The 18261-nt window shown below is 67.9% G+C and carries 19 protein-coding genes; 12 read left to right on the top strand and 7 right to left on the bottom strand.

Features of this window, described 5'->3' with window-relative positions; all coding sequences use genetic code 11:
- Window positions 1-292: 292 nt before the first annotated feature.
- A complete protein-coding gene (locus CFB47_RS16445) occupies window positions 293-1906 on the bottom strand; it encodes a YifB family Mg chelatase-like AAA ATPase (protein ID WP_089461680.1) in 1614 nt (537 codons plus the stop codon).
- Between the two features lie 334 nt (window positions 1907-2240).
- Window positions 2241-2492 (bottom strand): accessory factor UbiK family protein, encoded by a 252-nt coding sequence (locus CFB47_RS16440; protein WP_006489451.1) that lies wholly within the window; start codon window positions 2490-2492, stop codon window positions 2241-2243.
- Window positions 2493-2847: 355 nt separating this feature from the next.
- On the opposite strand from CFB47_RS16440, the gene CFB47_RS16435 reads away from it, so the two are divergent.
- The 7 genes from CFB47_RS16435 (at window position 2848) to ptsP (ending at window position 10274) form a co-directional block, all read left to right on the top strand.
- Window positions 2848-3186 (top strand): P-II family nitrogen regulator, encoded by a 339-nt coding sequence (locus CFB47_RS16435; protein ID WP_027789049.1) that lies wholly within the window; start codon window positions 2848-2850, stop codon window positions 3184-3186.
- 37 nt (window positions 3187-3223) lie between these two features.
- A complete protein-coding gene (locus tag CFB47_RS16430; RefSeq protein ID WP_089456981.1) occupies window positions 3224-4738 on the top strand; it encodes an ammonium transporter in 1515 nt (504 codons plus the stop codon).
- Window positions 4739-4982: 244 nt separating this feature from the next.
- Window positions 4983-6272 carry a glutamate--cysteine ligase gene (gene gshA / locus CFB47_RS16425; protein ID WP_011353295.1) on the top strand — a complete coding sequence of 430 codons (1290 nt, stop codon included), beginning with the start codon at window positions 4983-4985 and terminating at the stop codon, window positions 6270-6272.
- A gap of 26 nt (window positions 6273-6298) precedes the next feature.
- Window positions 6299-7255 (top strand): glutathione synthase, encoded by a 957-nt coding sequence (gshB, locus tag CFB47_RS16420; RefSeq protein WP_089456980.1) that lies wholly within the window; start codon window positions 6299-6301, stop codon window positions 7253-7255.
- A 231-nt stretch (window positions 7256-7486) separates the two neighbouring features.
- Window positions 7487-7957, top strand: coding sequence for a PTS sugar transporter subunit IIA (locus CFB47_RS16415; protein WP_089426398.1), 471 nt, complete (start codon window positions 7487-7489; stop codon window positions 7955-7957).
- A gap of 73 nt (window positions 7958-8030) precedes the next feature.
- Window positions 8031-8300: an HPr family phosphocarrier protein gene (locus CFB47_RS16410; protein ID WP_089441083.1), complete on the top strand. Its 270-nt coding sequence runs from the start codon at window positions 8031-8033 to the stop codon at window positions 8298-8300.
- Between the two features lie 201 nt (window positions 8301-8501).
- Window positions 8502-10274 (top strand): phosphoenolpyruvate--protein phosphotransferase, encoded by a 1773-nt coding sequence (gene ptsP, locus CFB47_RS16405; protein WP_089441332.1) that lies wholly within the window; start codon window positions 8502-8504, stop codon window positions 10272-10274.
- Between the two features lie 72 nt (window positions 10275-10346).
- Here ptsP and CFB47_RS16400 read toward each other — a convergent pair whose 3' ends face one another.
- The 3 genes from CFB47_RS16400 to gpmA all read right to left on the bottom strand — a co-directional run bounded on the left by CFB47_RS16400 (window position 10347) and on the right by gpmA (window position 13770).
- Window positions 10347-11099, bottom strand: a complete 753-nt coding sequence (locus CFB47_RS16400; RefSeq protein ID WP_089456979.1) for a molybdopterin-synthase adenylyltransferase MoeB — start codon at window positions 11097-11099, stop codon at window positions 10347-10349.
- Window positions 11100-11202: 103 nt separating this feature from the next.
- Window positions 11203-12750, bottom strand: a complete 1548-nt coding sequence (locus tag CFB47_RS16395) for a S41 family peptidase (protein WP_039346234.1) — start codon at window positions 12748-12750, stop codon at window positions 11203-11205.
- 273 nt (window positions 12751-13023) lie between these two features.
- Window positions 13024-13770: a 2,3-diphosphoglycerate-dependent phosphoglycerate mutase gene (gene gpmA / locus CFB47_RS16390; RefSeq protein WP_027789056.1), complete on the bottom strand. Its 747-nt coding sequence runs from the start codon at window positions 13768-13770 to the stop codon at window positions 13024-13026.
- A gap of 135 nt (window positions 13771-13905) precedes the next feature.
- Between gpmA and CFB47_RS16385 the strand changes: the two genes are divergently transcribed.
- The 5 genes from CFB47_RS16385 (at window position 13906) to CFB47_RS16365 (ending at window position 16809) form a co-directional block, all read left to right on the top strand.
- Entirely contained in the window at window positions 13906-14328 is a 423-nt protein-coding gene (locus tag CFB47_RS16385) for a rhodanese-like domain-containing protein (protein ID WP_089426395.1), read from the top strand.
- Complete coding sequence (gene grxC / locus CFB47_RS16380) at window positions 14325-14585, top strand: glutaredoxin 3 (RefSeq protein WP_039346228.1); 261 nt, start codon at window positions 14325-14327, stop codon at window positions 14583-14585. The genes CFB47_RS16385 and grxC overlap by 4 nt, the downstream gene beginning before the upstream one ends.
- Before the next feature lie 107 nt (window positions 14586-14692).
- Window positions 14693-15175, top strand: coding sequence for a protein-export chaperone SecB (gene secB / locus CFB47_RS16375; protein WP_089426394.1), 483 nt, complete (start codon window positions 14693-14695; stop codon window positions 15173-15175).
- 25 nt (window positions 15176-15200) lie between these two features.
- Window positions 15201-16199 carry an NAD(P)H-dependent glycerol-3-phosphate dehydrogenase gene (locus tag CFB47_RS16370; protein ID WP_089441081.1) on the top strand — a complete coding sequence of 333 codons (999 nt, stop codon included), beginning with the start codon at window positions 15201-15203 and terminating at the stop codon, window positions 16197-16199.
- 85 nt (window positions 16200-16284) lie between these two features.
- Window positions 16285-16809, top strand: coding sequence for an O-acetyl-ADP-ribose deacetylase (locus CFB47_RS16365; protein ID WP_089461679.1), 525 nt, complete (start codon window positions 16285-16287; stop codon window positions 16807-16809).
- A 34-nt stretch (window positions 16810-16843) separates the two neighbouring features.
- Here CFB47_RS16365 and trmL read toward each other — a convergent pair whose 3' ends face one another.
- Entirely contained in the window at window positions 16844-17314 is a 471-nt protein-coding gene (gene trmL / locus CFB47_RS16360; protein WP_089461678.1) for a tRNA (uridine(34)/cytosine(34)/5-carboxymethylaminomethyluridine(34)-2'-O)-methyltransferase TrmL, read from the bottom strand.
- Between the two features lie 103 nt (window positions 17315-17417).
- Window positions 17418-18206, bottom strand: a complete 789-nt coding sequence (locus CFB47_RS16355; RefSeq protein WP_089461677.1) for a ComF family protein — start codon at window positions 18204-18206, stop codon at window positions 17418-17420.
- Window positions 18207-18261 lie beyond the last annotated feature (55 nt).

The raw sequence follows: 18261 nt of genomic DNA, 5'->3' as shown, positions 1-18261 counted from the left end.
AAGTTCATTCGCAGCTTTCGACGCTAGTCGCCGGATTTTGCGAGGTTTTTTCGGCTATCCACAACGCATGTGGATAACTTTGTTGAAAAGTCGCCCGGGATTCCCGCCAAGCCGCGCGGGACGGCCTTCCGGCTCGTTTGGTCGCTCGCTCGCGTTTTGATAAAAGTCAATCAAAACAACGGGATACGGATTCCGTGCTGCAAAGGTCTCGACGAGCCCCAATCCGGGGCCGGTTTCGCGGAATTGTGCATAAGTCAAGTCTTGACAGCCGGATTTTGTCCTCCGAGGGCGTTCAGAGCGCCGTCAGTGCGCGCCGGTAGCGGATCGCTTCGGCGATCTGCGCGGCCGTCGGCAGCGGGTCGCCGGCCAGGTCGGCGATCGTGCGCGCAACCTTCAGCACGCGGAAATACGCGCGCGCCGACCAGCCGAAGCGCTCGCCGGCCTCGCGCAGCAGCCGTTCGCCTTCGTCGGTCGGCCGGCACAGGTCGTCGGTCTCGCGGCCGCTCAGCATGTGGTTCGTCTTGCCCTGCCGATCGAGCTGCAGCGCACGAGCGTGCGCAACCCGCGCAGCGACCGCCGCACTCGGCTCGCCGGGCGCCGACGCGCGCGTCGCCAGCTCGGCCGGCGACAGCGCGGGCAGGTCGATCTGGATGTCGATGCGGTCGACGAGCGGCCCCGACAGCTTGCGCAGGTAGCGCGCGGCGACGTCCGGCGAGCAGCGGCAGCGCCCCGACGGATCGCCGTGCCAGCCGCACGGGCACGGATTCATCGCGGCAATCAGCTGGCAAGCGGCCGGGAAGTCGGCTTGCTGGGCCGCGCGCGAGATCGTGATGCGGCCGGCCTCCAGCGGTTCGCGCAGCATCTCGAGCACGTGCCGGTCGAATTCCGGGAGTTCATCGAGGAACAGCACGCCGAGGTGCGCGAGCGTGATCTCGCCCGGTTGCGGCGGATTGCGGCCGCCGACCAGCGCGGCGGCGCTCGACGAGTGATGCGGTGCACGGAACGGCCGCCGGCGCCACTGCGCGGGCGAGAAGCCGAGGCGGCTCGCGGAAAGGAGCGCCGCCGACGTCAGCGCCTCGTCGTCGGTCAGCGGCGGCAGGAGGCCCGGCAGCCGCGCGGCCAGCATCGACTTGCCGGCCCCCGGCGGCCCGACCATCAGCATGTGATGGCCGCCCGCGGCCGCGACTTCCAGCGCGCGGCGGGCGCCGCGCTGGCCGACCACGTCGGCGAGATCGGGGGCGGCCGGCGTCGGCAGGCCGTCGAGGCACGGCGCGGCGACCGGCGCGAGCCGCCCGTCGGGTGCGCCGGTGAGGTGCGCGCACAGCGCGGGCAGGTCCGGCGCGCCGAACACGGTGACGCCCGGCACGAGCGCGGCCTCGGCGGCGCTGGCGAGCGGCAGGTACAGCTCGGGGGCGTTCGACGCGGCGGCGGAGCGCGGCTCCGGGCCGGCCCCTTGGCCACCGATGCCGGAACCCAGGCCGGAAGCCGCGCTACTTTCCGCTGACTGCGCATCCCGCGCCACGCCACACGCCATCGCGAACGCGCCGCGCATCGGCCGCAGCGCGCCCGTCAGCGACAGTTCACCCGCGAATTCGCGGCCGGCCAGCGCGTCGGCCGGGATCTGGCCGTTCGCGGCGAGGATGCCGAGCGCGATCGGCAGGTCGAACCGTCCCGACTCCTTCGGCAGGTCGGCCGGCGCGAGGTTGACGGTGATGCGGCGCACGGGGAACTCGAAGCCGCAGTTCTGCAGCGCGGCGCGCACTCGCTCGCGGCTTTCGCGGACTTCGAGATCGGGCAGGCCGACGATCGAGAACGACGGCAGCCCGTTGGCGAGATGGACTTCGACGGTGACGTCCGGCGCACGGCCGGAGGCGGGCGCGCGACTGCGCACCACGGCGAGCGACATGGCGAGGCTCCTGTAAGCAAGACGGACGACGGCCGTTCGAGGCCGCATGCCGCGGGAATCGGAGGAATCGGTGCGCGCTTGCCGGCGTGGCGCGGGAAAGAACGAGGCACAGCGGAACGACGGACTGCGAAGAGCGATGAACAGCGAAGAGCGGGGGTGCTGCGGGGAACGACGGACGACGAAGAGCGGTACGGTGACTTCAGTGCTTCAGTGCTTCAGTGCTTCAGTGCTTCAGTGCTTCAGTGCTTCAGTGCTTCAGTGCTTCAGTGCTTGAGGCGGCGGGCGCGGGCCGCACGAGGCGGCCCGCGCCCGGGCCTTGCGGCCGGTCAGGGCGTCAGGCTTGCGGCGCGGCGAGCTTCTGCTCGAGTTCCGCGACGCGTTTCTCGAGTTCCTCGAGGCGCACGCGGGTGCGGGCGAGTACTTGCGCCTGCGTGTCGAATTCCTCGCGCGTGACGAGATCGAGTTTCGAGAAGCCTTGCGACAGCATGGCCTTCACGTTGCGCTCGACGTCCTTGGCCGGCGAGTTTTTCAGCAGATCGCTGACGCGCGACTGCAGATCGTTGAAAACGTCGCTGGGTTGCTTCATGTGATTCCCCTTCCTTGCACAAAAAATGTGCATCTTCAGTTGCGTACGTGCCCATGATGCACGCATGACCGGAAATGGTGCGCCCGGAGCGCGAATTCCGGGCATGGCGCCCGCATGGGTGAATGGCCCGGCGATCCGGGACGTGCGTGCACTCTAGCAACGATCCTTTCGCCGCGCCAGCAAACCGGGCCACGTTGGCCATTCGGCCGGGCCTCCGCACCTTACATCACGCGATGCGACCCCTTGATGAAGCCCTTTGAAACGGTGCTCGAACCGACTTGGCATGCGAGTTGCTGAGAAGAGTCCGTAACAACATTCCAACCAATTCGACGGGACAACCCAGCGAGAGGACTTCATGAAACTCATTACCGCAATCATCAAGCCGTTCAAGCTCGATGAGACGCGCGAAGCGCTGTCGGCGCTCGGCGTCTCGGGCATCACGGTGACGGAGGTGAAAGGGTTCGGGCGGCAGAAGGGGCACACCGAGCTGTACCGCGGTGCCGAATACGTGGTCGATTTCCTGCCGAAGATGAAGATCGAGGCAGCCGTGTCCGACGATCTCGTCGACCAGGCGGTCGAGGCGATCGAGCGGGCCGCGCGCACCGGCAAGATCGGCGACGGCAAGATCTTCGTCACGGCGATCGAACAGGTGATCCGGATTCGCACCGGGGAGACGGGCGCTGACGCGCTGTAACAGAACAGACAAGACAAGCGAGAAGAGGAAACCCAAGATGCGCAAACTTCTGATGTCCCTGCTGATGGCCGGCTCGCTGATCGCGGCCGGCGTCGGCCCCGCGCTCGCCGACGACGCGGCGTCCGCCGCGGCTGCGTCCGCGCCCGCCGCCACGGCTTCCGACGCGTCGGCTGCCGCCGCTCCGGCCGCCTCGGCGCCGGCTGCCACCGACGCATCCGCCACGGCCGCCGCTGCTGCGCCGGCCTCGGGCGCCACCGACGCGTCGGCTGCTGCCGCCGCTTCGGCACCGGCCGCTCCCGCCGCGCCGACCGCCCCGTTCTCGGTTGATTCGTCGAAGATCAATGCGGGCGACACCGCATGGATGCTGACGTCCACCGCGCTCGTGCTGTTCATGACGATTCCCGGCCTCGCGCTGTTCTACGCCGGCATGGTCCGCAAGAAGAACGTGCTCGCGACCGTAATGCAGAGCTTCGCGATCACCGCGGTGATCACGGTGCTGTGGACGGTGGTCGGCTACAGCCTCGCGTTCACGCCGGGCAACGGCTTCATCGGCGGCCTGTCGCGTGCGTTCCTGCACGGGATGAACTACATCCACGGCGACAAGGCGACGACGCTGACCGTCAGCCACCTGGCCCCGACGATTCCGGAATCGGTCTACTTCGTCTACCAGATGACGTTCGCGATCATCACGCCGGCGCTGATCTGCGGCGCATTCGCCGACCGGATGAAGTTCTCGGCGATGCTCGTGTTCATGACGCTCTGGTCGCTGATCGTCTATGTGCCGATCGCGCACATGGTGTGGGAGCCGACCGGCTGGCTGTCGTCGGACGGCGTGCTCGACTTCGCGGGCGGCACCGTCGTGCACATCAACGCCGGTATCGCGGGCCTCGTGTCGTGCCTGATGCTCGGCAAGCGGATCGGCTTCGGCCGTGAATCGATGGCGCCGCACAACCTCGTGCTGACGATGATCGGCGGCTCGATGCTGTGGGTCGGCTGGTTCGGCTTCAACGCGGGTTCGGCGGTGGCGGCCGACGGCCGTGCCGGCTTCGCGATGCTGACGACGCAAGTCGCGACGGCCTGCGCGGCGCTCGGCTGGATGTTCGCCGAGTGGATCTCGCACGGCAAGCCGTCGGTGCTCGGCATCGTGTCGGGTGCGGTCGCGGGTCTCGTCGCGATCACGCCGGCGGCCGGCTTCGTCGGCGTGACGGGTGCCCTCGTGATCGGTATCGCCGCAGGTGTCGTGTGCTTCTGGTCGGCGACGTGGCTCAAGTCGAAGCTCGGCTACGACGATTCGCTCGACGCATTCGGCGTGCACGGCATTGGCGGGATTCTCGGCGCGTTGCTGACGGGCGTGTTCGCGATCAAGGACATCGGCGGCGCCGACGGCAGCCTGCTGCTGCAGGCCAAGGGCGTGCTGATCACGCTGGTCTACAGCGGCGTGCTGAGCTTCGTGCTGCTGAAGCTGATCGACCTGACGATCGGCCTGCGCGTGTCGGAAGAAGAAGAGCGCGAAGGCCTCGACGTGGTCCTGCACGGCGAGCACGTCGAATAAGTCACAGGAATGACCGGCGGGCCGCCGCGACGACGGCGCCCGCCATGAATGAGCGCAGCGACTTGGGCCCGCCTCACCCGGCGGGCTTTTTTTCTCCTGCCACCCACTGCCGTAGCGCATAACCCTTTGCACTATCGGGTCAATAGCCGAAAACTTCCTCCAAACCCTTGCGAAGCCGGGAACAATCCCCAAATGGGCAGGGCAATTGCTCTACAATCTTCATTCTCCCGCTCGCGAGTGATTCATGGTTCCCCACCTCGTTACGGCGTTGAACGGTCCGCTGCTCGAACTCGAGCAGAAGATCCTCGACGCGACGCCTGCGATCGAACGCTGGTTCAGGCTCGAATGGCAGGAACATACCCCGCCGTTCTATTGTTCGGTGGACCTGCGCAATGCCGGCTTCAAGCTGGCGCCCGTCGACGCGAACCTGTTTCCCGGCGCATTCAACAATCTGCCGTCCGAAGTGCTGCCGCTCGCCGTGCAGGCGGCGATGGCCGCGATCGAGAAGATCTGCCCGGACGCGAAGAACCTGCTCGTGATTCCCGAGCTGCCGACCCGCAACGCGTTCTACCTCGAGAACGTCGCACGGCTCGCGACGATCATGCGCCAGGCCGGCCTGAACGTGCGCTTCGGTTCGCTCGACCCGAGCATCACCGACATGACGCCGATCACGCTGGCCGACGGCCAGAAGATCGTGCTCGAACCGCTCGAGCGTTCGCAGCGCCGCCTCGGCCTGAAGAATTTCGATCCGTGCTCGATCCTGCTGAACAACGACCTGTCGGCCGGCATTCCGGCCGTGCTGGAAAACCTGCACGAGCAGTACCTGCTGCCGCCGCTGCACGCGGGCTGGGCCGTGCGCCGCAAGTCGACGCACTTCTCGTGCTACGACGACGTCGCGAAGAAGTTCGCGAAGATGGTCGGCGTCGATCCGTGGATGGTGAATCCGTATTTCGCGCACGTGGAAGGCGTCGACTGGCAGGCGCATGAAGGCGAACAGGCGCTCGCCGACGCGATCGACGGCGTGCTGAAGAAGATCGCGCGCAAGTACCGCGAATACGGGATCAGCGAGAAGCCGTACGTCGTCGTGAAGGCGGACGCGGGCACGGCGGGGCGCGGCGTGATGACCGTGCACGACGCGGCCGAGATCGGCCGGATGTCGAAGGCCGAGCGCGCGCAGATGGCCGAGTCGAAGGCCGGCCTCGCGGTGCGCGACGTGATCGTGCAGGAAGGCGTCTATACGTTCGAGCGCGTCGGCGACGAAGTCGCGGAGCCCGTCGTGTACATGATCGACCGCTACGTGGTCGGCGGCTTCTACCGCACGCACGCCGGCCGCGAGCGCGACCAGAACCTGAACGCGCCCGGCATGCACTACGTGCCGCTCGGCTTCGAGCACACCGCGTTGCCGGATGCGGGCGCGAAGCCGGGTGCCGCGCCGCCGAACCGTTTCTACATGTACGGCGTCGTCGCGCGGCTGTCGCTGATCGCGTCGTCGATCGAACTGGAAAAGACCGATCCCGAAGCCATCCAGGTGTAACGGACCTTCGCCACGTACAGGACCTCATGGACATTCTCTTTATCGCCGACCCGCTCGAGCGCTTCAAGATCTACAAGGATTCGACCTACGCGATGATGGCCGAGGCGGCGCGGCGCGGGCATGCGGTGTACGCGTGCGAGCCGAACCAGCTCGCGTGGACGGGCTCGGCCGTCGAGGCCGACGTGCGCCGCATCACGTTCGTCGGCGACCCGGACGACCTGCATCGCGAGACGTGGTACGAGGCCGGGCCGGTCGACGCGCGCCGCCTCGAATCGTTCGGCGCGGTGCTGATGCGCAAGGATCCGCCGTTCGACATGGAATACGTGACGTCGACCTGGCTGCTGGAGCTGGCCGAGCGCGCCGGCGCACGCGTGTTCAACAAGGCGCAGTCGATCCGCGACCATTCGGAGAAGCTCGCGATCGGCGAGTTTCCGCAGTTCGTCGCGCCGACGCTCGTCACGCGCGACGCGAAACGGCTGCGCGCATTCCACGCCGAGCACGGCGACGTGATCCTGAAACCGCTCGACGGGATGGGCGGGATGGGCGTGTTCCGCGTGAAGCCGGATGGCATGAACCTCGGTTCGATCATCGAGATGCTGAGCCACGACGGCACGCGCTCGGTGATGGCGCAGAAATTCATCCCCGAGATCAAGGCGGGCGACAAGCGCATCCTGCTGATCGGTGGCGAGCCGGTGCCGTTTTCGCTCGCCCGGATTCCGCAGGGCAGCGAGGTGCGCGGCAATCTCGCGGCGGGCGGCCTCGGCGTTGCGCAGCCGCTGACCGCGCGCGATCGCGAGATCGCCGACACGCTTGGACCCGTGCTCGCGGCACGCGGGTTGCTGCTGGTCGGCCTCGACGCGATCGGCGACTGGCTGACCGAGGTGAACGTCACGAGCCCGACGTGCTTCCGCGAGATCATGGAGCAGACGGGCTTCGACGTCGCCGCGATGTTCATCGACGCGCTGGAGCGTGCGGCCGCGTAGGCCGCTTTCCCGCGCAACCCCGGCGGCGGCCGCGCAGGTCCCCCGTCGCCGGAGCAGTTCGACCGGCCTGCTACAATGCCCGCTTGTCTGGTGCCGCGCTCGCGCACCCAAGGCCCGGCGGTCGGGCCGAAACTGTTGCAAGGCTGAACATGGAACGTTTCCCTCACTCGCTACGCTCATTGCCCCGCCGCGGGGTGTTGGCCCGCCAGGGGCGGCCGGGAGCGATCTGACATGGCCGGGATCCTGATCATCGCGCACGCCCCGCTCGCCACCGCGCTGCGGGACTGCATCGCGCACATCTATGGCGGCGTGCCCGCCCGCATCGGCTGTATCGACGTGATGGCGGACAGCGATCCGACCCAGGTGATGGCGTTCGCGCACGCGGAGCTCGCGCGGCTCAAGGAAGAGAACGGCGTGGTCGTCCTGACCGACATGTACGGCGCGACGCCCGCGAACATCGCCGGCCAGCTGGCCAAGATCGACAACGTGCGCGTGCTCGCGGGCGTGAACCTGCCGATGCTCGTGCGGGCCGTCTGCTACCGCACCGTGCCGCTCGACAAGCTGGTCGACAAGGCGCTGTCCGGCGGCGCGAAGGGCGTCCACGAGGTGTCGTCCGGTACGCCGCCGCCGCCGACGGAAACCGGCTGCGGCCAGTGCGCGCCGATTCCGCCCGAGCCGCAGCCGCGCACCGAGTCGCACTGATTTCCCGTTTTCCGTTTTAGACCGCACCGCCGACGCGCGCCGCCGGCGGCCCCGACCGACCCGACCGAGAATCATGCTTCAACAAGAAACCACCATCGTCAACAAATTGGGGCTCCATGCGCGCGCATCGGCCAAGCTTACGCAACTGGCCGGCAACTTCCAGTCGGAAGTCTGGATGACGCGCAACGGGCGCAAGATCAATGCGAAGAGCATCATGGGCGTGATGATGCTGGCGGCCGGCATCGGCAGCACCGTGACGATCGAGACCGACGGGGCCGACGAGCAGGAAGCGATGGACGCGCTGCTGAAGCTGATCGCCGACAAGTTCGGCGAAGGCCAGTGATCCTCACGCGGGATCGTTGCCGTTTCCAGCCAGAATGCCGCGGATTCCGCGGCATTTTTTTCGTCGCAAGCATTGATGCGGAATGCGCAATGCTGCGGTGCATGCAGTCAGCGGGGAGTCGCGGAATTTATAATCGCTAACCGGGGTCATAAGCGCATCGCAGCAGTGTGCCGCGGCTTTACTTGTACAGAGGAGGTGCGCGTGTCCTTCACGCTGCATGGCATTCCCGTCTCACGTGGTATCGCGATCGGGCGAGCGTATCTGATCGCGCCGGCGGCGCTCGACGTCGCCCATTACCTGGTCGAGGCAAACCAGATCGATGCGGAGGTCGAGCGCTTCCGCACCGCGCTCGAGGTCGTGCATCACGAACTCGAAGCGCTGCGCGCCGACCTGACCGACGACACGCCGAGCGAAGTCGGCGCATTCATCGACGTCCACGCGATGATCCTGAGCGACGAAATGCTCGTGCAGGAAACCATCGACCTGATCCGCACGCGCCGCTACAACGTCGAGTGGGCGCTGACCGAGCAGCTCGAGCTGCTCACGCGCCACTTCGACGATATCGAGGACGAATACCTGCGCGAACGCAAGGCCGACATCGAGCAGGTGGTCGAGCGCGTGCTGAAGGCGCTCGCCGGCGCGCCGTCCGCGTCGCAGGCGCTCGACCGCGCGGCCAAGAACGGCACGAACGAGATGATCGTCGTCGCGCACGACATCGCGCCGGCCGACATGATGCAGTTCAAGTCGCAGTCGTTCCAGGCGTTCGTCACCGATCTCGGCGGGCGCACGTCGCACACGGCGATCGTCGCGCGCAGCCTCGGCATTCCGGCCGCGGTCGGCGTGCAGCACGCGAGCGCGCTGATCCGCCAGGACGACCTGATCATCGTCGACGGCGACCAGGGCATCGTGATCGTCGATCCCGCGCCGATCGTCCTCGAGGAGTATTCGTACCGGCAGTCCGAGAAGCTGCTGGAGCAACGCAAGCTGCAGCGCCTGAAGTTCTCGCCGACGCAAACGTTGTGCGGCACCAAGATCGATCTGTACGCGAACATCGAGCTGCCCGACGACGCGAAGGCGGCCGTCGAGGCCGGCGCGGTCGGCGTCGGGCTGTTCCGTTCCGAGTTCCTGTTCATGCATCAGAAGGAGATGCCGGAAGAGGAGGAGCAGTTCGCCGCGTACAAGCGGGCCGTCGAGTGGATGAAGGGCATGCCGGTGACGATCCGCACGATCGACGTCGGCGCGGACAAGCCGCTCGAGGCGCTCGACGAAGGCTACGAGACGGCGCCGAACCCCGCGCTCGGCCTGCGCGCGATCCGCTGGAGCCTGTCCGAGCCGCAGATGTTCCTCACGCAGTTGCGCGCGATCCTGCGCGCGTCCGCGTTCGGCCAGGTGAAGATCCTGATCCCGATGCTCGCGCACGCGCAGGAGATCGACCAGACGCTCGACCTGATCCGCGAGGCGAAGCGCCAGCTCGACGACGCGGGGCTCGCGTACGACCCGAACGTGCGCATCGGCGCGATGATCGAGATTCCGGCCGCGGCGATCGCGCTGCCGCTGTTCCTGAAGCGGTTCGATTTCCTGTCGATCGGCACGAACGACCTGATCCAGTACACGCTCGCGATCGACCGCGCGGACAACGCGGTCGCGCACCTGTACGACCCATTGCATCCGGCCGTGCTGCACCTGATCGCCTATACGTTGCGCGAAGCGAAGCGCGCGGGCGTGTCCGTGTCGGTGTGCGGGGAAATGGCGGGGGACCCGGCGCTCACGCGCCTGTTGCTCGGGATGGGGCTCACCGAGTTCTCGATGCACCCAAGCCAGTTGCTGGTCGTGAAGCAGGAGATCCTGCGCGCGCACCTGAAGGCGCTCGAAAAGCCGACGGCCGACGTGCTCGCCGCGTTCGAGCCGGAGGAAGTGCAGGCCGCGCTGCAGCGTCTGTCGGTCGCGGAGCCGCGCGCGGATGCGGCTGCCTGAGGCGCTGGCGTCCCCGTTAATCGTAGCGAAGTGTCACCACGCATGCGCCGCCCGGTGCATGCCCGTCGCGCGTCAGTGCCGGCCCCCGCACACGGGGCAGTCGGCCTGACGCGCGATTTTCATCGTCGTCCATTCCATCCGCAGCGAATCGAGCATCATCAGCCGCCCGTTGAGCGTCTTGCCGATGTCGCCGATCACGCGCAGCGCCTCGGCGGCCTGCATCGCGCCGATGATCCCGACCGTCGGCGCGAACACGCCCATCGTCGCGCACGCGACTTCCTCGAACGGCTGGTCTTCCGGAAACACGCACGCATAGCAGGGCGCGGCCGGGTCGCGGAAATCGAACGTGCTGATCTGCCCGTCGAAGCGCAGCGCGGCGCCCGATACGAGCGGCACGCCATGCGCGACGCACGCGCGGTTGATCGCATGCCGCGTCGCGAAGTTGTCGGTGCAGTCGAGCACGACGCTCGCATGCGGCACGTGCGCGTCGAGCCATGCATCGTCGACACGCTCCGCGACCGCGTGCACCGTCACCTCGGGGTTCAGCTGCGCGAGCGTGTCGCGCCCCGATTCGACCTTGTGGCGGCCGACCGACGCCGTCACGTGCAGGATCTGCCGCTGCAGGTTCGTGAGATCGACCGTATCGGCGTCGACGAGCGTGATCGTGCCGACGCCCGATGCCGCGAGGTACATCGCGGCGGGCGAGCCGAGCCCCCCCGCGCCGACGACGATCGCATGCGCGTCGAGAAAGCGCTGCTGCGCCTCGATGCCGATTTCGTCGACGAGGATGTGACGGGAGTAGCGAAGGAGTTGATCGTCGTTCATGGGGAGTCGTGGCGAGGCGGCGTATGTGTCGTTATTTTAGGCGCGCATGAAAAACGGGCCATCGCGGTCTTCCCGCGATGGCCCGTCGGATGCCGGCCGGCGCTTACTTCGGCGCCGACGCGGGCTTCGGTGCGGAAGCCGGCTTCGCGCTGGCGCCCGATGCCTTCGAGGCCGTGGCAGCCTTGCCGGCCGGGCCCTTCGTGCTTTCGGCGAGCAGCGACTTCGATTCCTGGACCGGCTTGCCTTCGAGCTTGTTGAGCGCCTGCTGCATCATGAAATCGTCGGCGCTGCCGAACTCGATCGGCTTGCGATCGCGATCCTTCTGGCGCTGCTCCGGCGTCTTCTTGTCGTTCTGCTCTTCAAGCACGCGCAGCTGATCCATCCGGCGCTGCTCGCGGTCTTCCTGTTCCTTCTTCTCGTTCGGATCCTGCGTGTTCGCGAGGTGGTTCGTGTAGTCGACCTCGCGCGTCACGAGCACGTCGTCCGGATCGCCGTCCGCGTACTGATCGACCGGCACGTCCGGCGTGATGCCCTTGTTCTGGATCGAACGGCCGCTCGGCGTGTAGTAGTACGCGGTGGTCAGGCGCAGCGCGGTGTCGGCCGTCATCGGGCGCACCGTCTGGACCGAACCCTTGCCGAACGTCGTCTTGCCCATGATCTGCGCGCGCTTCGAATCCTGCAGCGCACCGGCGACGATTTCCGACGCGGACGCCGAATAGGCGTTCGTCAGCACGATCATCGGCACGGTCTTGAAGACCGGCGGCAGGTTCTTCAGCGGATCGCCGTCAAAGGACGGCAGGCGATAGTTATCGTACGTATCGCGGTAGACCTGCTTCGAATCGGCGATCTGGCCGTTGGTCGACACGACGACGGAGTCGGGCGGCAGGAACGCGCCGGCCACGCCGACCGCGCTCTGCAGCAGGCCGCCGCCGTTGTTGCGCAGGTCGAGGACGAGGCCCTTCAGGTTCGGCTGCTGGCGTGCGATATCTTGCAGCTTCTGCGCGAGATCGGGCGTCGTGCGCTCCTGGAAGCTCGTGATGCGGACATACGCATAGCCCGGATCGAGGATCTTCATCTTCACGCTCTGGACCTTGATGATCGCGCGCGTGACCGTGACCGGGAACGTGCGGTCGTCGCTCTTGCGGAAGATCGTCAGCGTGACCTTGGTGCCCGGCTCGCCGCGCATCTGCTTCACGGCCTTGTCGAGCGTCATGCCGCGCACCGGCTTGTCGTTGATGCGGGTGATCAGGTCGCCCGGACGGATGCCGGCGCGGAACGCGGGGGTATCCTCGATCGGCGAGATCACCTTGACGAGGCCGTCTTCCTGCGAGATCTCGATGCCGAGACCCGCGAAGCGGCCCTTCGTCTGCTCCTGCAGCTCGTCATAGTCGGTCTTGTCGAGGAACGACGAGTGCGGGTCGAGGCTCGACACCATGCCCTTGATCGCGGCCGTCAGCAGCTTCTTGTCGTCGACCGGTTCGACGTACTCGCGCTTGATCTGTCCGAAGACTTCCGCGAACAGGCGGAGCTGGTCGAGGGGGAGCGGCGCCGTGGCGGTCTGCTCGGCCGATGCGGAAACCTGCAGCGTGGCGAACACGCCCGTGGCGAGGCCCGCGGCAATCAGGCCGATGTTCTTCAATTTCATTCGCATAGAGATCTGGTGCGGTCGGGAAGCGCGTGGCGGTAGCGGGGATGATGTAGCGGACAAGTATAACTGTTCGTCCGATAACTCAGTGGAACGGCGCGAAAAGCGTCGAAAAGGGCCCGGAGCCGCTCAGGCGGGGCGCCGCCGGATGCGCTGCGGGTTCGAAAGCGGATTCGACAGCGCCGGAGTCGCGAAGGTTCGCGCGGTGCGCCGTTCATTGCCAGGGGCCGGGCGGGCCGCACCGGACGCGGCCCGCCCGGCTCACCCGGCCGACGAGCGTCAGCCCGCCTTGCCCTGCTTCGCGACGGCGGCCTGCGCCTGCGCGATCGCGTCCTGGTCGCCGAGGTAATAGTGCTTGATCGGCTTCAGGTTCTCGTCGAGTTCATACACGAGCGGCACGCCGTTCGGGATGTTCAGGCCGACGATGTCGCTGTCCGAGATGCCGTCGAGGTACTTGATCAGCGCGCGCAGCGAGTTGCCGTGCGCGGCGATCAGCACCTGCTTGCCGGCGCGGACCGCCGGGGCGATCGACTCGTTCCACAGCGGCAGCACGCGCGCGACCGTGTCCTTCAGGCACTCGGTGAGCGGCAGCTGCTCGCGCGGCACCTTCGCATAGCGCGGGTCGTTGAACGGCGCGCGCTCGTCGGTCGGCTCGAGCGCGGGCGGCGGCGTGTCGTAGCTGCGGCGCCACACGAGCACCTGGTCGTCGCCGAACTTCGCGGCCGTTTCCGCCTTGTTCAGGCCCGACAGCGCGCCGTAGTGGCGCTCGTTCAGGCGCCACGAGTGGACGACCGGCAGGTACATGAGATCCATCTTGTCCTGCACGTGCCACAGCGTGCGGATCGCGCGCTTGAGCACCGACGTGTAGGCGATGTCGAACGTGTAGCCGGCCTCCTTGAGCAATTCGCCGGCCTGGTAGGCCTCGTTGCGACCCTGTTCGGTCAGGTCGACGTCGACCCAGCCGGTGAAGCGGTTTTCCTTGTTCCACGTCGATTCGCCGTGGCGGATGAGAACGAGTTTGTACATGGATCTTGCGGTCGGTAGTGAAGGAAGCGGTGGCGCGTCGTGCAGGACCCGACCCGGGCCCGCCATCGCGCAAGACGGTTATTTTATAATGGCGGGATTGTCCTCATCCGATTTCTCTTTTTCCGGCGGAATTCCGTGACGTTCTTTACCAATTACACCAACCTGGCCCTTATCGCGATCCTGGTGGTATCCGGCGGCCTGCTGGCCTGGCCCGCGCTGCGCCGCGGCCGCGGCGGCCTGTCGGCCGCGGAGGCGACGCAACTCATCAACCGCCGCAACGCGGTCGTGATCGACGTGCGCGCCGCGTCCGACTTCGCTGCCGGCCACCTGCCGTCGGCGCGCCAGGTCGCGGCGGGCGAGATCGGCACGAAGATCGCGCAGGTCGCGAAGAACAAGAGCACGCCGGTGCTGCTCGTCTGCCAGAACGGCCAGCAGTCGCAGAAGGCGGCGCGCGAGGTCGAGGCGGCGGGTTACGCCGAGGTGCACGTGCTCGAGGGCGGCGTGGCCGCCTGGCAGCAGGCCGGGATGCCGGTCGTCAAACAAGGAGTGGCGAAGTGAACAAGGTTTTGATGTACAGCACGCAGGTGTGTCCGTATTGCATCCAGGCCGAGCGCCTGCTGAAGCTGCGCGGTGTCGAGCAGATCGAGAAGGTGCTGATCGACCGCGATCCGGCCCGTCGCGACGAAATGATGACGCGCACGGGGCGCCGCACGGTGCCGCAGATCTATATCGGCGACACGCACGTCGGCGGTTACGACGATCTGTCGAAGCTCGACCGCGAAGGCGGGCTCGTCCCGCTTCTGCAAGCGGCCTGATTAGGGCAGAATGGCCGCCGGCCGCGCCGCGGCTTGGGCGCGCAGGATTCATCCGTGGCGGCCGGCGAGAAGCCGGGCCGCCCCGTCACCACTTTTAGGGAAACACCATGTCCGACGTCGAAAACCAACCGTTCTTCAACATCCAGCGCGTCTACCTGAAGGATATGTCGCTCGAGCAGCCGAATTCGCCGGCGATCTTCCTCGAGCAGGACATGCCGTCGGTTGAAGTCGAAGTCGACGTCAAGGCCGACCGCCTCGCGGAAAGCGTGTTCGAAGTCGTCGTGTCGGGCACCGTCACCGCGAAGGTGAAGGACAAGATCGCGTTCCTGATCGAAGCGAAGCAGGCCGGCATTTTCGACATCCGCAACATTCCGGACGAACAGCTCGACCCGCTCGTCGGCATCGCCTGCCCGACGATTCTGTTCCCGTACCTGCGTTCGAACATCGCCGACGCGATCACGCGTGCGGGCTTCCCGCCGATCCACCTGGCGGAAATCAACTTCCAGGCGCTGTACGAACAACGCCTCGCGCAGCTTCAGCAGCAGGCCGGTGCCGCAGCAGGCGCACCGAACGGCACGACGCTGAACTGACGTTTCACTCGGACCGGTGCTGGGTATGAAAGTAGCCGTTCTCGGCGCCGGTGCGTGGGGCACCGCGCTCGCGGGCCATCTGGCCGCGCGGCACGATACGCTTTTGTGGGCGCGCGATGCCGCGCTCATCGCCGGGCTGCAGGCCCGGCACGAAAATTCCCGCTATCTGGACGGTATCGCGCTGCCTGACGCGTTGCGCTACGACGCCGATCTCGGCGCCGCGCTCGCGCATGGCGCCGCGGACGACGCACTGTGCGTGATCGCCGCGCCGGTGGCCGGGTTGCGCACGCTGTGTCACGCGATGCGCGACGCAGGCTGCGTGCCCGCGCATGTCGTCTGGGTCTGCAAGGGCTTCGAGGCCGACACGCATCTGCTGCCGCATCAGGTGATCGCGGCCGAGCTGCCCGAGCAGCTCAGCAACGGCGTGCTGTCGGGGCCGAGCTTCGCCCGCGAAGTCGGGCAGTCGCTGCCCGTCGCGCTGACGGTGGCGAGCACGTCCGCCGAATGCCGCGAGCGCACGCTTGCCGCGTTCCATCACGGCGCGATGCGGATCTATACGGGCGACGACGTGGTCGGCGTCGAGGTCGGCGGCGCGGTGAAGAACGTGCTCGCGATCGCGACCGGCATCGCCGACGGTCTCGGCCTCGGGCTGAACGCGCGCGCCGCGCTGATTACCCGTGGCCTTGCCGAAATGTCGCGGCTCGGTGTCGCGCTCGGCGGCCGGGCGGAAACCTTCACGGGTCTCACGGGCCTCGGCGACCTGATCCTCACCGCCACGGGCGACCTGTCGCGCAACCGCACGGTCGGCCTGCAGCTGGCGGCCGGCCGCACGCTGAACGACATCCTCGGCGCGCTCGGCCACGTGGCCGAAGGCGTGCGCTGCGCGCAGGCCGTGCTGGCCATCGCACGCGCGCAGTCGATCGAAATGCCGATCACCGAAGCCGTGTGCGGCGTGCTGTTCGACGGCATCGCGCCGCGCGACGCCGTCAGCGGCCTGCTGCGGCGCGACGCGCGCGCCGAGTAACGCGGCCTGGCGCCGTGTTCGCTGCGGGCGCGCGGCGTCAAAGCGCGCTACGCTTGAGCAGTCTCCGGCATTCCGGGAGGTTGTCATGCTGCAGATCCATTCCACCACGCTCGATGCGCAGGTCGTCGACATCACGACGCTCGAGGTCGACGCGATCGTCAACGCCGCGAACGGTTCGCTGCTCGGCGGGGGCGGCGTCGACGGCGCGATCCATCGCGCGGCCGGCCCCGGCCTGCTTGCCGAGTGCCGCACGCTCGGCGGCTGCGAGACGGGCGACGCCAAGCTCACGCGCGGCCACGGGCTGCCGGCGCGCTACGTGATCCATGCGGTCGGGCCCGTGTGGCACGGCGGCGGCCGCGGCGAGGCCCACCTGCTCGCGTCGTGCTACCGGCGCGCGATCGAGCTGGCCGAGGAGGTCGCGGCGACGTCGATCGCGTTCCCGGCGATCAGTTGCGGCATCTATCGCTATCCGGCCGAGGAAGCCGTCGAGATCGCGGTCGGCACCGTCGCCGAAATGCTGCCGCAGGCGCCGAACCTCGCACGCGTGGTGTTCGCGTGCTTTTCTCCCGACATCTACGACCTGTATCGCGCGCGGCTCGCGCGGACGTGACGCGCGCCGCGGCGCGCGCTGCGCCGTGCAGGCGTCATGCGCCGCCTTCGAAGCCGGCCTGGCGCCACGCCTCGAACACGACCACCGCGACCGTGTTCGACAGGTTCAGGCTGCGGTTGTCCGGCCGCATCGGCAGGCGTACGCGCTGTGCGTTCGGGAAGCGCTCGAGCAGCTCGGCGGGCAGGCCGCGCGTTTCCGAGCCGAACACGAACCAGTCGCCGGGCAGGAACGCGTGATCGTGGAAGCGGCCCGAGCCGCGCGTCGTGAACGCGAACATCCGCGCGGGGTCGGGCGTTTCCGCCGCGACGAACGCATCCCAGTCGCGGTGCACACGCATCTGCGCATACTCGTGATAGTCGAGGCCCGCGCGGCGCATCCGCGCGTCGTCGAGCGGGAAGCCGAGCGGCTCGATCAGGTGCAGGCGCGCGCCCGTGTTGGCGCACAGGCGGATCACGTTGCCGGTGTTCGGCGGAATTTCGGGGGCGACTAGGACGACGTTGAACATGTTTCGGTCTGGCTGGGCCGGCCGGGGCGGCGCAACGCGCGCTCCCGGCCGGCCGGTTCGTGGCGGCCGCCGCCGTGCTCGGGCGGCTGGCCTCTCTATCTAATTAATCCCTGGCGGTGCGCAGCGCAACCAGATTCGTCACGCGCGCGGCGCCCGCCGCCTTCAGCGCGTGCGCGGCGGCCGCAAGCGTCGCGCCGGAGGTCATCACGTCGTCGACGAGCGCGACGTGGCGGCCCGCGACGCCACCCGCCACCGCGAATGCCGCCATCACGTTGTCGCGCCGTGCGTGCCGGTCGAGCCGCGACTGCGGCGCGGTGTCGGCGACGCGCGCGAGCAGCACCGCATCCGCGCGCACGCCGAGCCGCCGCGCGAGCGGGCGTGCGATCGCCCACGCCTGGTTGTAGCCGCGCGCGACGAGCCGCCGGTGCGACAGCGGCACCGGCGCCACCAGGTCGAAGCCGCCGGCGCCGAGCGTATCGTCGATCAACCGGGCGAGCCGCGCCGCGAATTCGGTGCCGAGCGCGAGTTGCCGGTGAAACTTCAGGCCGCGCGCGAGCCCGTCGAGCGGTGCGCGGTAATCCGCCAGCGCGAGCGTTGCATCGAACGGCGGCGGCGCCGTGCGGCACGCATCGCAACGGTATGCGGTAACGCGAGCGCCGCGCAGCGGGGGCGAACGCGATGGCCCGATGCCCAGCGGCAGCGCGCAGACGTCGCAGCGCAGCCGCGCTTCGTTCCAGTACGCGGCGTCGCAAGCACCGCAAATCACGGCGTGTGACAAATTGCCGCACAGCGCGCAGCGATTCGGCAGCGCGACCGCGGCGACGCGCGCTGCCAGCGCGCGAACCTGCGACAAAGCGACGCGCATCGTGCGCGGGGCGGAACTGCGGATCATTGCAACACTCCTGACACCCCGCCTCAATGAAGCCTGCGGGGCGAGCGAGTATACT

The organism is Burkholderia sp. AU27893 (assembly GCF_002223205.1).
Taxonomy (GTDB): Bacteria; Pseudomonadota; Gammaproteobacteria; order Burkholderiales; family Burkholderiaceae; genus Burkholderia.
This window is presented reverse-complemented; position numbering and strand designations above follow the sequence as displayed.

Excerpts from the sequence above, each read along its gene's own strand:
- secB (WP_089426394.1), top strand. The coding sequence starts at position 14,693 with ATGTCCGACGTCGAAAACCAACCGTTCTTCAACATCCAGCGCGTCTAC.
- CFB47_RS16415 (WP_089426398.1), top strand. The coding sequence starts at position 7,487 with ATGGCCGGGATCCTGATCATCGCGCACGCCCCGCTCGCCACCGCGCTG.
- CFB47_RS16430 (WP_089456981.1), top strand. The coding sequence starts at position 3,224 with ATGCGCAAACTTCTGATGTCCCTGCTGATGGCCGGCTCGCTGATCGCG.
- CFB47_RS16435 (WP_027789049.1), top strand. The coding sequence starts at position 2,848 with ATGAAACTCATTACCGCAATCATCAAGCCGTTCAAGCTCGATGAGACG.
- gshB (WP_089456980.1), top strand. The coding sequence starts at position 6,299 with ATGGACATTCTCTTTATCGCCGACCCGCTCGAGCGCTTCAAGATCTAC.
- CFB47_RS16400 (WP_089456979.1), bottom strand. The coding sequence starts at position 11,099 with ATGAACGACGATCAACTCCTTCGCTACTCCCGTCACATCCTCGTCGAC.
- CFB47_RS16440 (WP_006489451.1), bottom strand. The coding sequence starts at position 2,492 with ATGAAGCAACCCAGCGACGTTTTCAACGATCTGCAGTCGCGCGTCAGC.
- CFB47_RS16395 (WP_039346234.1), bottom strand. The coding sequence starts at position 12,750 with ATGCGAATGAAATTGAAGAACATCGGCCTGATTGCCGCGGGCCTCGCC.
- CFB47_RS16365 (WP_089461679.1), top strand. The coding sequence starts at position 16,285 with ATGCTGCAGATCCATTCCACCACGCTCGATGCGCAGGTCGTCGACATC.
- gpmA (WP_027789056.1), bottom strand. The coding sequence starts at position 13,770 with ATGTACAAACTCGTTCTCATCCGCCACGGCGAATCGACGTGGAACAAG.
- CFB47_RS16410 (WP_089441083.1), top strand. The coding sequence starts at position 8,031 with ATGCTTCAACAAGAAACCACCATCGTCAACAAATTGGGGCTCCATGCG.
- trmL (WP_089461678.1), bottom strand. The coding sequence starts at position 17,314 with ATGTTCAACGTCGTCCTAGTCGCCCCCGAAATTCCGCCGAACACCGGC.
- gshA (WP_011353295.1), top strand. The coding sequence starts at position 4,983 with ATGGTTCCCCACCTCGTTACGGCGTTGAACGGTCCGCTGCTCGAACTC.
- CFB47_RS16445 (WP_089461680.1), bottom strand. The coding sequence starts at position 1,906 with ATGTCGCTCGCCGTGGTGCGCAGTCGCGCGCCCGCCTCCGGCCGTGCG.
- CFB47_RS16370 (WP_089441081.1), top strand. The coding sequence starts at position 15,201 with ATGAAAGTAGCCGTTCTCGGCGCCGGTGCGTGGGGCACCGCGCTCGCG.
- CFB47_RS16355 (WP_089461677.1), bottom strand. The coding sequence starts at position 18,206 with ATGATCCGCAGTTCCGCCCCGCGCACGATGCGCGTCGCTTTGTCGCAG.